The 15101-nt window shown below is 29.8% G+C and carries 14 protein-coding genes and 1 pseudogene; 12 read left to right on the top strand and 3 right to left on the bottom strand.

The window, feature by feature from the left end:
• Positions 1–110: 110 nt before the first annotated feature.
• The 6 genes and pseudogenes from H9661_RS19755 to H9661_RS17500 all read left to right on the top strand — a co-directional run bounded on the left by H9661_RS19755 (position 111) and on the right by H9661_RS17500 (position 6092).
• A complete protein-coding gene (locus tag H9661_RS19755) occupies positions 111–806 on the top strand; it encodes a GTP-binding protein (RefSeq protein WP_143315088.1) in 696 nt (231 codons plus the stop codon).
• Positions 807–1571 (top strand): annotated as a pseudogene (locus H9661_RS19750) (ATP-binding cassette domain-containing protein); the annotation flags it as partial.
• A 73-nt stretch (positions 1572–1644) separates the two neighbouring features.
• The gene (locus H9661_RS17515; RefSeq protein WP_143315090.1) at positions 1645–1875 is read left to right on the top strand and encodes a hypothetical protein; all 231 of its coding nucleotides are present in this window, start codon (positions 1645–1647) and stop codon (positions 1873–1875) included.
• A 142-nt stretch (positions 1876–2017) separates the two neighbouring features.
• Positions 2018–2506, top strand: coding sequence for an NADH-quinone oxidoreductase subunit NuoE family protein (locus H9661_RS17510; RefSeq protein WP_191770058.1), 489 nt, complete (start codon positions 2018–2020; stop codon positions 2504–2506).
• On the top strand, positions 2493–4370 hold the full coding sequence (locus H9661_RS17505) for an NADH-ubiquinone oxidoreductase-F iron-sulfur binding region domain-containing protein (RefSeq protein WP_191770056.1): 1878 nt from the start codon (positions 2493–2495) through the stop codon (positions 4368–4370). The genes H9661_RS17510 and H9661_RS17505 overlap by 14 nt, the downstream gene beginning before the upstream one ends.
• Positions 4371–4379: 9 nt before the next feature.
• A complete protein-coding gene (locus tag H9661_RS17500) occupies positions 4380–6092 on the top strand; it encodes an NADH-dependent [FeFe] hydrogenase, group A6 (RefSeq protein WP_191770054.1) in 1713 nt (570 codons plus the stop codon).
• Between the two features lie 76 nt (positions 6093–6168).
• Here the strand turns inward: H9661_RS17500 and H9661_RS17495 are convergent, their stop codons facing one another.
• Complete coding sequence (locus H9661_RS17495; protein ID WP_143315094.1) at positions 6169–6345, bottom strand: DUF6440 family protein; 177 nt, start codon at positions 6343–6345, stop codon at positions 6169–6171.
• A gap of 304 nt (positions 6346–6649) precedes the next feature.
• On the opposite strand from H9661_RS17495, the gene H9661_RS17490 reads away from it, so the two are divergent.
• The 3 genes from H9661_RS17490 to H9661_RS17480 all read left to right on the top strand — a co-directional run bounded on the left by H9661_RS17490 (position 6650) and on the right by H9661_RS17480 (position 8587).
• Positions 6650–7117, top strand: a complete 468-nt coding sequence (locus H9661_RS17490; RefSeq protein ID WP_143315095.1) for a VOC family protein — start codon at positions 6650–6652, stop codon at positions 7115–7117.
• Positions 7118–7243: 126 nt separating this feature from the next.
• Complete coding sequence (locus H9661_RS17485) at positions 7244–7849, top strand: hypothetical protein (protein WP_143315096.1); 606 nt, start codon at positions 7244–7246, stop codon at positions 7847–7849.
• A 51-nt stretch (positions 7850–7900) separates the two neighbouring features.
• Positions 7901–8587, top strand: coding sequence for a LiaF transmembrane domain-containing protein (locus H9661_RS17480; RefSeq protein WP_143315097.1), 687 nt, complete (start codon positions 7901–7903; stop codon positions 8585–8587).
• A 69-nt stretch (positions 8588–8656) separates the two neighbouring features.
• Here the strand turns inward: H9661_RS17480 and H9661_RS20105 are convergent, their stop codons facing one another.
• A complete protein-coding gene (locus H9661_RS20105; protein WP_423738991.1) occupies positions 8657–9181 on the bottom strand; it encodes a DUF6512 family protein in 525 nt (174 codons plus the stop codon).
• A gap of 164 nt (positions 9182–9345) precedes the next feature.
• Here H9661_RS20105 and H9661_RS17475 point away from each other — a divergent pair, with 164 nt between their 5' ends.
• The 3 genes from H9661_RS17475 to H9661_RS17465 all read left to right on the top strand — a co-directional run bounded on the left by H9661_RS17475 (position 9346) and on the right by H9661_RS17465 (position 14123).
• Positions 9346–10797: an FAD-dependent oxidoreductase gene (locus H9661_RS17475; protein ID WP_191770052.1), complete on the top strand. Its 1452-nt coding sequence runs from the start codon at positions 9346–9348 to the stop codon at positions 10795–10797.
• A gap of 282 nt (positions 10798–11079) precedes the next feature.
• Positions 11080–12729: an ABC-F type ribosomal protection protein CplR gene (gene cplR / locus H9661_RS17470; protein ID WP_191770051.1), complete on the top strand. Its 1650-nt coding sequence runs from the start codon at positions 11080–11082 to the stop codon at positions 12727–12729.
• Between the two features lie 173 nt (positions 12730–12902).
• Positions 12903–14123 (top strand): IS256 family transposase, encoded by a 1221-nt coding sequence (locus H9661_RS17465; protein WP_191770048.1) that lies wholly within the window; start codon positions 12903–12905, stop codon positions 14121–14123.
• A gap of 221 nt (positions 14124–14344) precedes the next feature.
• Here H9661_RS17465 and H9661_RS17460 read toward each other — a convergent pair whose 3' ends face one another.
• Positions 14345–14779: a DUF3788 family protein gene (locus H9661_RS17460; RefSeq protein WP_191770047.1), complete on the bottom strand. Its 435-nt coding sequence runs from the start codon at positions 14777–14779 to the stop codon at positions 14345–14347.
• Positions 14780–15101 lie beyond the last annotated feature (322 nt).

Here is a 15101-nt window from a genome sequence, read left to right as displayed (position 1 = left end):
CAATGAATTTTTGATCGCAACCACATCAAAAGTGGTAACTTATGTTACAGAAAGGAAGTTGTTTTTTGTGCTATAATAGCAGAGAATAAAATATTTTAGGAGGAAAAGATATGAAGTTAATTACAGTATCAGGTCCGCCTTCATCAGGAAAGACATCTATAATAATTAAGACTATAGAAAGATTAATAGAAGAAGGTTTAAAAATAGGAATAATAAAATTTGATTGTCTTTCAACTAAAGATGATGAAACATATAAAAAGTTAGGTGTTAAAGTTAAGGTTGGTTTATCAGGAGGATTATGTCCAGATCACTTTTTCATTAGTAATATAGATGATGGTGTTAAATGGGCAAAGAAAAATGATATAGATATTTTAATAAGTGAAAGTGCAGGTCTTTGTAATAGATGTTCTCCACATATTAAAGATGTATTAGGTATATGTGTTATAGACAATTTATCAGGAGTTAATACTCCAGAAAAGATAGGGCCTATGCTTAGAATGGCAGATGTAGTTGTGGTAACAAAAGGGGATATTGTATCACAAGCAGAACGTGAAGTATTTGCTTTTAAGGTAAGAAAAAGTAATGGAAGAGCTAAAATTATATTTATAAATGGAATAACAGGACAAGGTTCCTATGATTTAGGAGTGTTCTTTAAAAAAGCTAATGATATTGATACATTAGAGGGCAATAGTTTAAGGTTTACTTTACCTAATGGCACATGTTCCTATTGTTTAGGGGAAAGAAAAATTGGAGAAGAATATCAAAGAGGATATGTTAAAAAGATGGAATGGAAGGAGGAAGTTTAGATGAAATCTATAACAATTTTAGGTGGACATAATAAAATTGGAGCACTAGAAGATGTTAACTTAACCCTTCTTCCAGGTGAAGTAATATCGATAGTAGGGCCTACAGGATCAGGGAAAAGTAGACTACTTGCTGATATAGAATGTTTAGCTCAAAGGGATACACAAACAGGTAGGAAAATCCTTGTAGATGGGGAAGAACCTCTTGAAGAAAATAGATTTTCTATAGAAAATAAGCTAGTAGCACAGCTTTCTCAAAATATGAATTTTGTCATGGATCTTTCAGTTAAAGATTTTATTTTAATGCATGCTGAAAGCAGGATGATTGAAGATGCAGATGAAATAGTAAATAATATAATAAATTGTGCTAATGATCTTGCTGGAGAAACCTTTTCATTAGATGTTCCTATAACTCAGCTTAGTGGAGGACAGTCTAGAGCTTTAATGATTGCTGATACAGCAATGCTTAGTGCTTCACCAATTGTTTTAATTGACGAAATTGAAAATGCGGGAGTAGATAGAAGAAAGGCATTAGATTTATTAATAAAGAATGATAAAATAGTATTAATGTCCACACATGATCCTATTTTAGCATTAATGGCAGATAAGAGAGTGGTAATTAGAAATGGTGGTATAGCAGCTTTAATAGAAACAAGTGAAAAAGAAAGAGAAAATTTAGAAATTCTATATAAAATTGATTTAAAGATGATGGAGATCAGATCTAAATTAAGAAATGGTGAACATATAGATTTTCATGTTGAAATATAGGAATAAATTGAACATTTTAACTTAAAGTGAATACTATAAAGTATAAAAAAAGCTAGTAGGAGGCTTTAAGTTAATGAACGGCTATGAGCTAATAATGAAAATCCAAACAAGGATGAAGGATCCAGTTTTTGCTCAAAGGTTTAATGCTCTTGTAGCTGAGCTTAATAATATTCCAGGGCTTCAACAAGAGGTAATGAATATAGTAAAAATAAGTGATGAAAAAAAGAGAAAAAAAGCTATGGATAAGTTACCTAGTAAAGCAAAAAATATTGTTCAAGAGATTTTTACATTGATAAATAATTAAATTTGAAATGAATATGACTATAGATGTTAATTGTGATTAGAAGAATAAACATCTATAGTTTTTTTTATATAAAAAACTATAATATTATGAATTGGTACAACATATCATAATTTATGAAAAAGTATTTTATTTAGGGGGTACTATGGGTAATAGTTGCAAAAGATTTAAGCCTTTAGAAGATTATATTGCTAGTCTTAAAGTTAAACAAGGTGCACTAATTGAAGTCTTACACTATGCTCAAGATTTATATGGTTACATAGGAGAAGAGGTACAAGAATATATAGCTAAATCTATGAATATACCGAAAGCAAAAATATACGGAGTGATTTCATTTTACTCATATTTTTCAACAGAACCAAAGGGTGAGAATGTTATAAGCGTATGTACAGGCACTGCTTGTTTTGTTAGGGGAGCTGATGAGATACTAGAAGAGTTTAAAAAGAGGTTGAAAATTAATCCTGGGGAAACTACAATTGATGGAAAGTTTACACTTAACACTTTAAGATGCGTAGGATCATGTGCACTAGCTCCAGTAGTAAGTGTTGGAGATAGACTATATGGGAAGTTTAAAAAGGAAGATGTTGATAAAGTAATTAGAGAGTTTAGTGAGGGTCATTATGGGAAAAATTAAAGATTATAATGAATTATTAGACCTTAAGAATGAAATTTCTATGAACTTAGATATTAGATTTAATCCAAGTGGGGAAAAAACAGAAGAAAAATATATCTTAATTTGTGGTGGTCCAGGGTGTAAAGCATCTACATCAGATATAATAAAGGATGCTTTTGAAAAAGAGATTCATTTAAAAAAGTTAGAAGATAAAGTTAAGGTAATAATGACAGGATGTTTTGGATTTTGCGCTCAAGGACCTATCATAAATATAATACCTGATAATACATTTTATATAAAAGTTCATGAATCTGATGTAAGAGATATAGTTTCTGAACATATTATAAAAAATAAAGTTTTAAAAAGATTACTCTACACTGATCCAAAAACAAATAAGAAGATAGAAAGTAAAAAAGATATTCCGTTTTATAAAAAGCAAAATAAAATAGCTTTAAGAAATTGTGGGATTATTGACTCAGAATCTATTAACGAAGCAATTGGAAGTGGGGCTTATACGGCTTTAGGTAAAGCAATAACATCTATGACTCAGAAAGAAGTTATTGAAACTATTAAGGAGTCTGGACTTAGGGGAAGAGGAGGAGGAGGATTCCCAACAGGTAGAAAATGGGAAACGGCATGGAAGTATTCAGATCCAGTCAAATATGTAATATGCAATGCAGATGAAGGAGATCCTGGTGCATTTATGGACAGGGCAATATTAGAAGGAGATCCTCATTCTGTTTTAGAAGCAATGGCTATATGCGGGTATGCTATTGGATCAAGTCAAGGATATATCTATATAAGAGCAGAATACCCTTTAGCAGTAAATAGGTTAAAGATTGCTATTAGTAAAGCTAGGAAAAAGGGTTTATTAGGTTTAAATATTTTGGGAACAGATTTTAGTTTTGATATAGAAATAAGGTATGGGGCTGGAGCTTTTGTTTGTGGAGAAGCTACTGCATTAATTCATTCTATAGAAGGTTTAAGAGGAGAACCTACAATGAAGCCTCCAAGAACAGCGGAACATGGATTATGGAATAAACCGACTTGCGTAAATAATGTTGAGACATTTGCTAATATTAATCCAATTATTAATAAGGGAGCTAAATGGTATAGCTCTATAGGAACCCATAAAAGTACAGGAACAAAGGTTTTTGCATTAGCAGGCAAAATTGAAAATGTTGGCCTTGTGGAAGTTCCAATGGGAATAACTTTAAGAGAAATAATTGAGGATATCGGTGGAGGGGTAAAAGACGGCAAAGCCTTAAAAGCTGTACAAACAGGTGGGCCTTCAGGAGGCTGTATTCCAAAAGAGCTTATAGACATTTCTATAGAATATGATAGTTTAAAGTCTATTGGTTCAATGATGGGTTCTGGTGGGATGATAGTAATGGATGAAGACAACTGCATGGTTGATATATCTAAATATTATATGGAGTTTACTGTAGATGAATCCTGTGGTAAATGTACACCATGTAGGATAGGAAATAAGAGAGTCCTAGAGATTTTAGAAAAGATTACTTTAGGTGAAGGAACAGAAGAGGACTTAGTAAAATTAAAAAATCTATGTGAAGTAATAAAATCAACATCTCTTTGTGGTCTTGGGGAGTCTGCAACTAATCCAGTGTTAAGCTCTTTAAAATATTTTAATGAAGAGTATATGGAGCATGTTATAGATAAAAAGTGTAGAAGTAGAGCTTGCAGAAAATTAGTTGTCTATGAGATTTCAGATAAGTGTATCGGGTGTGCAAAATGTGCTAGAGCTTGTCCTGTTTCATGCATTCATGGAAAAGTGAAGAGTAAACATGAAATAGATAAGTCAAAGTGTATTAAATGTGGTGGATGTTATTCAATTTGTCCAATTAAAGCTGTTGTATCTAAATAGGAGGTTTATATGGTTAATGTAAATATAAATGGAATGAGTGTTAAGGTTCCAAAGGGTGCTACTATTCTTGAAGCAGCAAAACTTCTCCATATAAATATTCCTACACTTTGTTATATGAATATGAGTGATGGAGAATCTATAAATTGTAAAGGTACTTGCAGGGTATGCATGGTAGAAATAGAAGGATATAAGGATTTAAAACCTGCATGTTCATTTGAAGTAAAAGAAGGAATGAATATATATACTAATTCAGAGAAAGCTGTTGAAGCTAGAAAAACTATTATTAAGCTATTATTATCTAATCACCCAAATGACTGTTTAAATTGTGCAAAAAATCTAAGCTGTGAACTTCAAAAAATAGCTAGTTTCTACGGGATTAAAGGTGTGAAAATAAAGGGGGAAGAGATAAGAAGAAAACTTGATAGAAGTACTCCAATAATAAGAGATGAGGAAAAATGCATTTTATGCAGAAGGTGCGTTACTGCATGTTCAGATGTTCAAAACGTAAATATCTTAACTCCAGCAGAAAGAGGATTTAATAGCTTTATATCAACCTTTAATGAAAAACTATTAGATAATAGTGAATGCACGTATTGTGGACAATGTGTTGCAGTATGTCCAACTGGTGCTTTAACAGAAAGGATGGATTACAGTAATTTAGAAAATAACTTAAATAATAAAGATAAGTACATGGTAGTACAAATTGCTCCAGCTGTAAGGATAGCTTTATGCGAGGAATTTGGAGTAAGCAAGGAAGTCATTACAGCTAAAAAGATAGTAACAGCTCTAAAATACTTAGGATTTAAAAAGGTATTTGATACAAATTTTGGGGCAGATTTAACTGTTATGGAGGAGGCAGAGGAACTTATTGATAGAATAAAGGCTAATGAAAATTTACCTATGTTTACAAGTTGTTGTCCTGCATGGGTTAGGCTAGTTGAGACAAACTATCCGGAATATACTAGTTTACTTTCAAGCTGTAAATCTCCTCAACAGATGTTTGGAGCTATAGCTAAAGCATATCTTCCTAGGAAGATACAAATAAATAGAGATAACTTAGTCGTTGTATCTGTAATGCCGTGTACAGCTAAGAAATATGAAGCAGAGAGAGAAGAAATGAAAGATGATGTGGACATAGTAATTACTACAAGGGAATTAGCAAAACTTATAAGACAATACTCAATAGATATAATAGATTTAGATGAAAGTGATTTTGACAGTCCTATAGGGGAAGGCTCTGGTGCTGGAATGCTTTTTGGAGCCAGTGGAGGGGTTATGGAAGCAGCCCTTAGAACTGCATATGAAAAGCTTGGTAGCAAAGCTTTAGAAGAAATTGATTTCCTTGAAGTAAGAGGTCTTAATGGGATTAAAGAAGCCACAATTAGGATAGATGATAGAGAAATAAAGGTTGCAGCAGTTAGTTCTCTTAAAAATGCTCAAAAGATTATGGAGAGTGTCATTAGCGGTGAAAAAAACTATGATTTTATTGAGGTAATGGCATGTCCAGGAGGATGCATAAATGGAGGAGGACAGCCATATATTCAGTCTGATAGGATAAAGATTGAAGAAAGAATGAAGGGAGTCCATGAAATAGATAGGAAGACAGCAATAAGAAAATGTCATGAGAATCCTGAAATCATAGAGGTTTATAATGAATTTTTAGATAGGCCTAATAGTAGATTAGCACATGAACTGCTTCATACTAAATATAAGGGTAATTAAGCGCTTAGAACTTTATCTATAAATAAAAGGGCAAGATGAATCTTGTCCTTTTATTTATAACTAAGAGTAGAATTTATTAATTTTGTTTTGTTATGATAGGCTTTCCATCTTGATCTAATAGTGGTGTTAATCCTCCAGAAGTTCCGTTAGTAACATATAAGTAATTCACTCCAGTTTTGTTATCTACAATTACTCTGAAAATCTCAAAAGCTCCTTGTGTAGATATAATTTCAAACCTTTTATTTCCGCCCATAAAATTACCTCCTATATCTGAATGGTTAGCTCGTTTTAGTAAATATATAAGCTTTTTTAGTTGTTTATTTAATTATATGGGATTTAAATAAATAAATTCGAGTTATTTGCATGCATGTTTCTATTAAAATAGAGATTATATACAATGTATTTCTTGGGAAATATTTACATATGGTAATTTAAAAAATTCAATTATGGTATAATGTGTATATTAAAAATTTCAATTGCCTTAAAAAGGCATCAATGGCAGTCTTAGATTTGAATCTAGTTTTGATATCATTTTTAATAATAAGGAGGAGTATACAATGAAATTCTTAAGTCCTTTGATAGTGGTTTCAAATATGGAGAAGTCAAAGAGATTTTACAATGAAGTTCTTGGTTTAGAAGTTCAGGTGGACTTCGGCTCAAATGTAACCTTAACAGGAGGTATTGCATTGCAAACAAAAGATTCTTGGATGGGCTTTATTCAAAAAAGGGATAGTGAAATAGTTTTTGGTGGGAATTCAGCAGAACTATATTTTGAAGAAGATAATTTTGATTGTTTTATTGAAAAATTGAATAACATGAAAGATATTAACTTTGTCCATACTTTGATAGAACATTCTTGGGGGCAGCGTGTTGTACGGTTTTATGATACTGATAAACATATTATTGAAGTTGGGGAAAATATTATTATGGTTGTGAGAAGGTTTTTAAAAAGTGGAATGTCAGTAGAGGAAACCGCTGCTAGAATGGATGTACCAGTTGATTATGTAAAGTCTTGTCTAGAATAGATAATAAGCTTTAGGGGTATGTGATTTATAAATATAGCATTATAAGAGAAATTGAGAAAAGTATTTATAATAATTATGGAAAAATGGTATACTTGATAATAAAATAATTTTTAACGAGGTAGAGAAATGGAAGAAATGAACTTACAGGGATTAAATGGAGAAGAGGTTTGGAAAAAGGTATATAATAAAGAGCTAAGTACCAAGAAAAATGTTTTGGAATATATAGATGCTTTAAGAATACTTAAAAAGAGTGAAATTGACTATGATCAAATGCAAAGTGTTTATGATTTTGTTTATGAGAAAATAGATGATATGAAAAGTTTAATAAAACCAAACACTATAATGTTTTTGAAAAATGAATTAAAGAAGCAAATAGGTAAATATGTTTTTGAAAAGGAACCAAAGAAAACAGATCATTTCCTCGAATTTTTTGAGGAGGCTTATCCACCTGAGGAAAGAAGAAAAGATTTCACTTGGGTTCTAATGGATGTAAATAAGATATCTGATGAACAAATATGGACTACATTAAAATATATTAATTTTTGCTGTGTTAAAGGAGCTAAATTAAGCCCAGATGAAAAAAAAGATATAATAAGAGAAGTTAAAAGATTGGTAGAAAGAAAAAATATAAAGAAAATCAATAATATTAGAAGTTTAGAAAGTTTAAATAAAGAATTAGGAATAAAGATAATATCAAAAAAAGATTACTTCAAGGTTGAAAATTTAGAATAATTTGTTGATAAAAGCTTCAGTTATGTAATAAAATGGTTTAGGGGGTGAATTATGCGAAATAAGTTTGGAGATATTCTTTGGGGATTAGGTTTTATAGCTATAGGTGTTGGATTTGCAGGGAATACATTTGGATTATGGGATTTTAGATTGTTTTTCAATGGATGGTGGACATTGTTTATAATTATTCCATGTATTATATCAATGATTCAAAGTGGTGTTAATACTGGAAATTTGATAGGGCTCGTTATAGGTGTATTATTATTTATTAATTCAAATGGATTTTTACCAAGACATATAATAAGTAAGTTAATTTTCCCGAGTATACTTATATTAGTTGGACTTAGTATCTTGTTTAAAGGTAGTTTTAAAAGCAACTATAAAGTAAATATTCATAAAAATTATGTTGGCAAAGATGGATATATATCAATAACATCAATTTTTACAGGTCATGAAGTAAGAACAGTAAGTGAAAATATAACTGGTGGAGCGGTTACAACTGTATTTGGTGGCGTTGATTTGGATTTAAATAATGCTATTATTAATAAAAATATAACTATTAATGTTACATCCATATTTGGTGGTGTTAATATTTTTGTTCCGTCAAATGTAAATGTTAAGGTTTCTAGTATACCTATATTTGGTGGGGTAAGCAATAAAGCTTCACAAAGTGATTTTATAAATTATCCAACAGTATATGTTAATGCTACTTGTATATTTGGTGGTGTAGAAGTAAAGTAATGAAAATGCTGTCTTAGAATTAAAAATTCATAAGACAGCATTTTTTAATGCGAGTTATTGCATTTGGTATTATCCATTACTATAATCAATGAAAAGTGGTAATTCTGGAGGGTTAAAAGTAAAAAAAGTAAATAGGATAATTAGTGAAAGTATAAGGATTAAACTTATAATTAGCGGTAACTTAATATTATGTATATTTTTATATACATGTAGAGACACTAGTTGCCCTAATCCAGTGCTTACAAGGATTGAACATATATCAAGGAAAAATGATGAGTAATTAAATGCTCCCTTAAAAATATAGTAACAAGACAGGATTATTAGAATATTTAAAATAAGTGAGCAAGTACAACCAATTATCCATTTTGATAGATTTATATTATAGTATTTATAATTTATAATATATGCAAAAAGCCAATAAAAAATAGTAGGATAAAGTGCAAGTTTTAGATGTTCAAATATACTTTCATTTATAGGAAATATTATTGCAGCTATAGTTGACTTACCTGTTACATCATATAGAAAATGAAAGATACAAGCTAATATAAATATTAAAGGTATTCCTAATAAGATTATATTTTGAATTCTTTTCATATTATTAATATTAAATTTATCCATAGGCCAACACTCCTATATAAATATCTCTATAAATTATATACAGCTTAAATAAAAAATAGAATATGATATCTTTAACATCCTCTCTAAAAGGTATAAATAAAAAAAGATTAAGGTGGAATAATAGAGTAGAGGTGATTTATATGGAATCAGTATGGAATCATAGTTGTAAATTTGATAATAGAAATTCATTAAGTGGAAATTTAGAAACAAATGTATTAATAATTGGAGCTGGAATAGCAGGATTACTCACTGGATACTTATTAAAAGAAAAAGGTATTGACTCTATTATAATTGATGCAGAGAAAATATGTAGTGGAAACACTGAAAACACAACAGCAAAGATAACATCACAGCATAATATAATATATGAAAAAATAATAAGAGAATTTGGCCTTGAGAAAGCAAAACAGTATGCATATGCAAATGAGTTGGCAATAAAAAAGTATAGAGAGATTATAGAAAAAAACAATATTGATTGTGATCTTGAAGAAAAGGATGCATACATATATACGCTTTATGAAGATGATAGAATTCAGAAAGAGCTTGAAGCAGCTTTAGAGGTAGGGATAAAAGCAGAGATAGTACATAAAACAAGTTTGCCTTTTGGCATAAGAGATGCTCTAAAGTATAAAGATCAAGCACAATTTAATCCTTTAAAATTTTTAAATTTTATTTCAAAGGATTTGGAAATATACGAAAATACAAGAGCCTTAGAAGTGGAAGATAATTTAGTTAAAACTGATAAGGGGGAAATTAGAGCTAATCATATTGTTGTTGCAACACACTATCCAATAATTAATGTGCCAGGTTTTTATTTCACTAGAATGCATCAGGATAGAACTTATGTAATAGCGCTAGAAAATGCAGGTGATGTTGATGGAATGTACATCGATTTGGATAAAAACGGATACTCCTTTAGAAATTATAAAAATTTATTGATACTCGGTGGTGCGTCAAAGAGGACAGGAGAAAACAAAGAAGGGGGAGCCTACGATAATTTAAGAAAAAAAGCCAAAGAATTTTATCCAAATTCTAAAGAAGTATTTAACTGGTCGGCTCAAGATTGTATTACTCCAGATGGTGTACCATATATAGGTCAATATTCTTCTAACACACCTAATTTATATGTTGAGACTGGATTTAATAAATGGGGGATGACAAGTTCAATGGTGGCAGCTATGATAATTTCTGACATGATAGTTGGTAAAGAAAATGAATTTAATGAGATATTCTCTCCTCACAGATTTGATTTTACAGCATCCATAAATCAGTTGACTAAGGACGGTATAGAGACTATTAAGAATTTTTCAATGCAAAAAATATATATTCCGAAGGAGCATATCGATCATGTAAAAAGTGGTGAAGCTGAAATAGTTGAATATGATGGGAAAAAGGTAGGAGTATATAAAGATTTAGAAGGAAAATACCATATAGTATCTACAAAGTGTGCTCATTTAGGATGTCAACTTCAATGGAATAAAGATGAATTGATATGGGAATGCCCTTGCCACGGTTCCAGATACGATTATGATGGAAACTGGATAGAGAGCCCTTCCATATATTCATTAAGTAATGCTGATGGTGAAAAATAATGCATTTAATTGATGTTTGACAGCTATTATAGTGAAATGATAAAATATTGAAGTGGATTAAATAAATTACAATAAAAATAAAGAAAGGGCACGGATAGAAGAAATGTATAGATAATTTACTTTTTAAAATTAAAAGTATTATAAGATTTTTAAACCTATAAAAAGGTTTAGTTATGATGCTTAAATTTAGGGAGAGTAAATTATTATAATGATTTCATGCTTTTTTGTCGTCCTATTTAGGTGGAATCTCTCCTTGTATTTAAGTATAGAGGAGGGGTTTTTTTGTTATTAATAAGCGTAAATAAATTGAAAAAATATTATTCAGATAGATTAGTTTTAGATATAGACAAGTTTGAAATTTCAGAAACTGAAAGGATAGGATTAATTGGAGTTAACGGAGCAGGAAAAACCACGTTTTTAAAAGCTCTGATTGGTGAAATAGATATAGATGAAGGTAAAATATTTTTAACTGACAGCTATGCTTATATAAGTCAAAGCGAAGACATAGAAAATTTTTGCGAATATAGTGAAGTAAAGAGTGTTTTAAATGCTCCAGATAAATTTGAAAAACATTTATCTGGAGGAGAAAAAGTAAAACTAAAGATAGCAAATGCTCTAAAAGAAAAAAAGGAGTTAATAATAGCAGATGAGCCAACTTCAAACTTGGATCAGCATAGTATAGAAATCCTTGAAGAAATGTTAAAACAGCATAATGGAGCAATTTTACTAGTATCACATGACAGAAGATTTTTAAATGCTTTATGTAATACCATAGTTGAAATAGAAGATGGAAAGTTAAAAATCTACAAAGGAAATTATGAAACTTATTTAAATTTAAAAGAAGAAGCAAGAAAAAGGCAACAATTTGAATATGATCAGTATGTAACAGAGAAAAAGAGGCTAGAAAATGCTAAAATTCAAAAATCAAACCTAAGAGACGGAATGAGAAAGGCTCCTAAAAGAATGGGAAACTCAGAAGCTAGGCTTCATAAGTTAGGAAATCAAAAAGGAGAGAAAAAGGTTGATAATAGCTTCAAATCAATACAAACTAGAATAGATAAATTAGAGGTGAAAGAAAAACCTAAAAATGTAAATGAAATCAAAATTTATATACAGGACTATATGGAAATAGAAAGTAAAAATTTAATAGAAGTAAATAATTTAAAACTTTCTATAAAAGAAAACATGTTATTAGATGATGTATCGTTTAAAGTTAAAAGAAATAAAAAAATAGCTTTATTAGGCGAAAATGGCTGTGGTAAAACTACTTTATTGAAAGAAATTTTAAAGGGTGATAATTTATCTGTAAGAATAAACCCTAAAGTTAAAATTGGATACTTTGACCAAAGTCAAGATACATTAGATGATTCAAAAAGTATATTAGATAATATAAAGAATACATCATCATTTGATGAAACATTTATAAGAATAAATTTAAGTTTATTTGGCTTTAAAGGTTATGATGTATATAAAAAGATAAGTATTTTAAGTGGTGGAGAAAAAGTAAAGGTAGCTTTATGTAAAATAATTTTAGAAGATAATAATTTACTAATTTTAGATGAACCTACTAATTACTTAGAGATTTCTTCGATTAAAACCCTTGAAAAGTTCTTAATAAGTACTGATAAAACTATGATTATAGTATCTCATGATAGAGCGTTTATAGAGAATGTCTGTGATTATATAATTAGAATTAAAGATAAAAACTTAGAGAAGTTTAATGGAACTTATAATGAATTTAAAGAAGAAAAAAATAAAATTAAACTTAATAAGGAGGAACAAGAAGTTAACGATGAAATTTTAGTTTTAGAAAATAAGTTAAGCAACTTAATATCTATGCTTTGTGTGGAAACTAATATTGAGAAAAAGCAAGAATATGAAATTGAATATGATAGTACTTTAGCTAGATTGAAAGATTTAAAACTTAGATGAATTCGGATCTGCTAATTTTAAATAAAGGCTATGTTTTAATATAATGTTGAAATATAGCCTTAAAAATTATAGGTGGGATTGTCCACTTAGAGCCTGTGAAATAAAGTCTGTAAATTACAAAATATAACAGCTTTCTATGATAAAATAAATATATCATAGGAGGCTGTTGTTTTATGAGAAAAAGAAGAGAAAAATTTAGTGAAGGTAAAAAAAATATTATTGCAGATTTAATTCGTGAGTATGATATAAAATCTGCTGAAGACATTCAAGATGCACTAAAGGATTTGTTAGGAGGTACTATCGAAAGTATGCTTGCTGCCGAAATAGATGAGCATTTAGGCTACGATCCATATGAACGTAATGATAATAACAATTCAAGAAATGGCATAAAATCAAAGAAAGTTCGTAGCAAGTATGGAGAAATGGAGATTGATGTTCCACAAGAGCGCGATAGCTCATTCGAGCCTAAAGTAGTAAAAAAGAGACAAAAGGATATTTCAAATATTGATGATAAGATTATAGAAATGTATGCTAAAGGCCTTACAACACGTCAAATATCAGAACAAATTGAAGATATTTATGGTTTTGAGGTTAGTGAAGGTATGGTATCCAATATTACAGATAGGCTTCTTCCAGAAATAGAAGAATGGCAACAGCATCCGCTTTCGGAGATATATCCAATAATATTTATTGATGCTGTACATTTTTCAGTAAGGGACAACCATGTTATAAAGAAACTTGCTGCATATGTTGTTCTAGGAATAAATCAAGATGGAAGAAAAGAAGTACTAACTATTCAAGTTGGCCAAAATGAAAGCAGTAAGTACTGGCTTAGCGTATTAAATGAACTGAAAAATAGAGGCGTTAGAGATATTCTAGTTGTTTGTGCTGATGGTCTTAGTGGGATAAAAGAATCAATTAATGTAGCTTTTCCAGACACAGAATATCAACGTTGCATAGTTCATCAAGTACGTAACACACTAAAATATGTTGCTGATAAAGATAAGAAAGAGTTTGCCAAAGATCTAAAATCCATTTACCAAGCTTCATCAGAAGAACAAGGACATGCATGTCTACTTAAAGTTAACGAAAAGTGGCAGGAGCATTATCCTAATGCGATGAAAAGCTGGTTTACTAATTGGGATGTAATTACTCCAATTTTTAAGTTTTCTTCAGATGTTCGTAAAGTAATTTATACAACAAATGCTATAGAAAGTTTAAATAGTACATATCGTCGTTTAAATCGCCAGCGTAGCGTATTTCCTAGTGATACAGCATTGTTAAAAGCACTTTATTTAGCTACATTTGAAGCAACTAAGAAATGGATTTTACCCTTAAGAAATTGGGGGAAAGTATATGGAGAATTATCAATAATGTATGAAGGACGGCTTTAACAAGTCTTGAATATATAAAAAATGCACCCAAATTGAAGGGTGTTATTGACATGTAAAAAAATAACTATTATAGTTTAATCAAGGTATGAGGAAAACTTTTATACCTCATACCTTTAATTAATTTATCATAGAAAGTTATTTACAGAAAAAGTTTCACAGTCTCTCCACTTATAATACTCGATATAAAGAGATGAATTTTATAAATTTTCATAAAAACTATATCACTTTATAACAGGTTTCTTTTTAAAAGCCAATAATCTCATTATCTCTTTTACATCGGCCTTTGTTTTAGGTCTGTAATTGATCCATCCACCATTACTACAAGGATATTTATTCTTCCATAATTCTTTAGTTAAAAATAACCCACCATTAATTACTTCATTGAGTTTTTCAGTATCTTTCGAACCTATTTGCATCATTACATCTATTTCACCAATTTCAAAAAAGATATAACATAAGTGTTTAGTTTTATGTGAATATTTATATCCCCAGCCATAATTATTTCCAAAGGGAAACTTTAATTCCTTTTGCATATCATATTGTTTGGCAAACGCTTCTTCAAATTGTTTCAATAACTTATTTGCATCATTTCCAATGAACTCGAAAATTTCTTTTTCCGTAGGTAAACTATTTTTATCTAACATCCTATTGCCCATATTAACATCTCCAATCACATATTTTATAAAGACATAATTCTCGCAATTATTTACTATTGTTCATTAAATTATAGTTTCTAATAATGCTTATTATAACATAATTTACAAAATATAACACATGTCATGTAACATTGGTTTTCTATTTTTTAAGTGTTTTACTTTGCTATATGAATATGATGTAATTCTACCTTTTTAAAACATAGCCTAAATAAAAAACGTGAGTAAGTAAATGCTCACGTTTTTTATATTATGTGTGCCCAGCATGGGCACGTACTAGTCGGTGAAAGTCCGATATGGGGGTTGATAGTGCCAACCATTAGCT

The organism is Clostridium cibarium (assembly GCF_014836335.1).
Lineage (GTDB): Bacteria > Bacillota > Clostridia > Clostridiales > Clostridiaceae > Clostridium > Clostridium cibarium.
Note: the sequence above shows the minus strand (reverse complement) of the source record. Positions and strands in the feature narration are given on the sequence as shown.

What these genes read in the sequence shown, in the direction of transcription:
- H9661_RS19755 (WP_143315088.1), top strand. Translation starts at nt 111, where the DNA reads ATGAAGTTAATTACAGTATCAGGTCCGCCTTCATCAGGAAAGACATCT.
- H9661_RS17515 (WP_143315090.1), top strand. Translation starts at nt 1,645, where the DNA reads ATGAACGGCTATGAGCTAATAATGAAAATCCAAACAAGGATGAAGGAT.
- H9661_RS17510 (WP_191770058.1), top strand. Translation starts at nt 2,018, where the DNA reads ATGGGTAATAGTTGCAAAAGATTTAAGCCTTTAGAAGATTATATTGCT.
- H9661_RS17505 (WP_191770056.1), top strand. Translation starts at nt 2,493, where the DNA reads ATGGGAAAAATTAAAGATTATAATGAATTATTAGACCTTAAGAATGAA.
- H9661_RS17500 (WP_191770054.1), top strand. Translation starts at nt 4,380, where the DNA reads ATGGTTAATGTAAATATAAATGGAATGAGTGTTAAGGTTCCAAAGGGT.
- H9661_RS17495 (WP_143315094.1), bottom strand. Translation starts at nt 6,345, where the DNA reads ATGGGCGGAAATAAAAGGTTTGAAATTATATCTACACAAGGAGCTTTT.
- H9661_RS17490 (WP_143315095.1), top strand. Translation starts at nt 6,650, where the DNA reads ATGAAATTCTTAAGTCCTTTGATAGTGGTTTCAAATATGGAGAAGTCA.
- H9661_RS17485 (WP_143315096.1), top strand. Translation starts at nt 7,244, where the DNA reads ATGGAAGAAATGAACTTACAGGGATTAAATGGAGAAGAGGTTTGGAAA.
- H9661_RS17480 (WP_143315097.1), top strand. Translation starts at nt 7,901, where the DNA reads ATGCGAAATAAGTTTGGAGATATTCTTTGGGGATTAGGTTTTATAGCT.
- H9661_RS20105 (WP_423738991.1), bottom strand. Translation starts at nt 9,181, where the DNA reads ATGAAAAGAATTCAAAATATAATCTTATTAGGAATACCTTTAATATTT.
- H9661_RS17475 (WP_191770052.1), top strand. Translation starts at nt 9,346, where the DNA reads ATGGAATCAGTATGGAATCATAGTTGTAAATTTGATAATAGAAATTCA.
- H9661_RS17465 (WP_191770048.1), top strand. Translation starts at nt 12,903, where the DNA reads ATGAGAAAAAGAAGAGAAAAATTTAGTGAAGGTAAAAAAAATATTATT.
- H9661_RS17460 (WP_191770047.1), bottom strand. Translation starts at nt 14,779, where the DNA reads ATGGGCAATAGGATGTTAGATAAAAATAGTTTACCTACGGAAAAAGAA.